General features: G+C 74.5%; 1 protein-coding gene. It reads left to right on the top strand.

Features of this window, described 5'->3' with window-relative positions; translation table 11 throughout:
- Window positions 1-210: 210 nt before the first annotated feature.
- Window positions 211-1428: an MFS transporter gene (locus tag GTQ99_RS23215; protein ID WP_166618011.1), complete on the top strand. Its 1218-nt coding sequence runs from the start codon at window positions 211-213 to the stop codon at window positions 1426-1428.
- The last annotated feature ends 30 nt before the right edge of the window (window positions 1429-1458 follow it).

Here is a 1458-nt window from a genome sequence, read left to right as displayed (position 1 = left end):
CCTCCAGCCGTCCCCGGCGCGGTGCGCGCCGGGGACGCTCGTGCGCCGGGCCACCGGACACGCCCGGGAGGTGCTGGTGCGCAACCCTTCCGGGACCGGGTCCCGCTGGAGTTGGGACGGACGGGCCCGCGTCGGCGATGATCGGTGCGACGAGGGGCGACGACGCACTGGTCAGGACCCGCACACCACCGCTGCAAGGGAAGTACGCCCGTGCCCATCGCCATCCTCGCCCTCGCCGTGGGCGCCTTCGGGATCGGCACCACCGAGTTCGTCGCCATGGGGCTGCTGCCCCAGATGGCCGCCACCTTCGACGTCTCCATCGCCCAGGCCGGCCGGCTGATCTCCGCCTACGCCGTCGGCGTCGTCGTCGGGGCCCCCACCCTCACCGCGCTCACGCACCCGATCTCGCGCAAGAAGGTCCTCGTGGGCCTCATGGGGCTCTTCGTGCTCGGGCACGCGGCCACCGCGCTGGCGCCGACGTTCGACGCGCTCGTGGGCGCCCGCTTCCTCTCCGGCCTCGGGCACGGGGCGTTCTTCGGCGCCTGCGCCGTCGTCGCCCGCAAGATCGCCCCGCCCGGCAAGCAGGGGCAGGCGCTCGCGCTGGTCTTCACCGGGCTCACCGTCGCCAACGTCGTCGGGGTCCCGCTGGGCACCTGGACCGGTCAGCAGCTCGGCTGGCGGGCGACGTTCGCCCTCGTCGGCGTCATCGGCGTGGTGACGATCGGCGCGATCCTCGCGCTCGTGCCCGACGTGGAGACCCGCACCGGCACGCTGCGCTCGGAGTTCGCCGCGTTCCGGCGCCGGCAGGTGTGGTGGACGCTGGCCATCACGACGGTCGGCTTCGCCAGCATGTTCACCGTCCTCAGCTACGTCTCGCCGCTGCTCACCGACGTCGCCGGGTTCTCCGAGGGGTCGGTCAGCTGGGTCCTCGTGCTGTTCGGCGTGGGCGCGACGCTCGGCAACGTGCTCGGCGGCCGGCTGGCCGACTGGCGCCCGTACCGCACGCTCGCGGTCGGCTTCCTCGCGCAGATGGCCGTCTTCGCCGTGCTGTTCCTCTTCGCCGGCAACCGCGTCGTGGCGGCGGTCGGCGTCTTCCTCTTCGCCTTCACGGCCTTCGTCATGAGCGCGCCCATCCAGACCCGCGGCATCCTCGCCGCGGGCGGCGGGGCCGGCATGGCCTCGGCGGCGATGCAGGCCGCCTTCAACACCGGCAACGCCATGGGCGCCTTCCTCGGCGGGGCGGCCATCGACGCCGGCTTCGGGGTCGCCTCGACGGCGCTGGTGGCGCTCGTGCTGGCCCTGCTGGGGCTGCTGATCCTCGGCGAGGCGACCCGCGTGGACAAGAACGGCCGCGCGCCGATCGACCCCGCGCTGGCACCGCTCCCGGCGCAGCGCCGCCGCAGGGTCCGTGGCAGCGTGGAGGCGTGACGCAGCTCGACCCGCAGCCCCCCGCACCCC

The organism is Kineococcus vitellinus (genome assembly GCF_009906315.1).
GTDB classification, from domain to species: domain Bacteria; phylum Actinomycetota; class Actinomycetes; order Actinomycetales; family Kineococcaceae; genus Kineococcus; species Kineococcus vitellinus.
The sequence above is the reverse complement of the archived record's forward strand: the minus strand, read 5'-3'. Positions and strand labels throughout refer to the sequence as shown.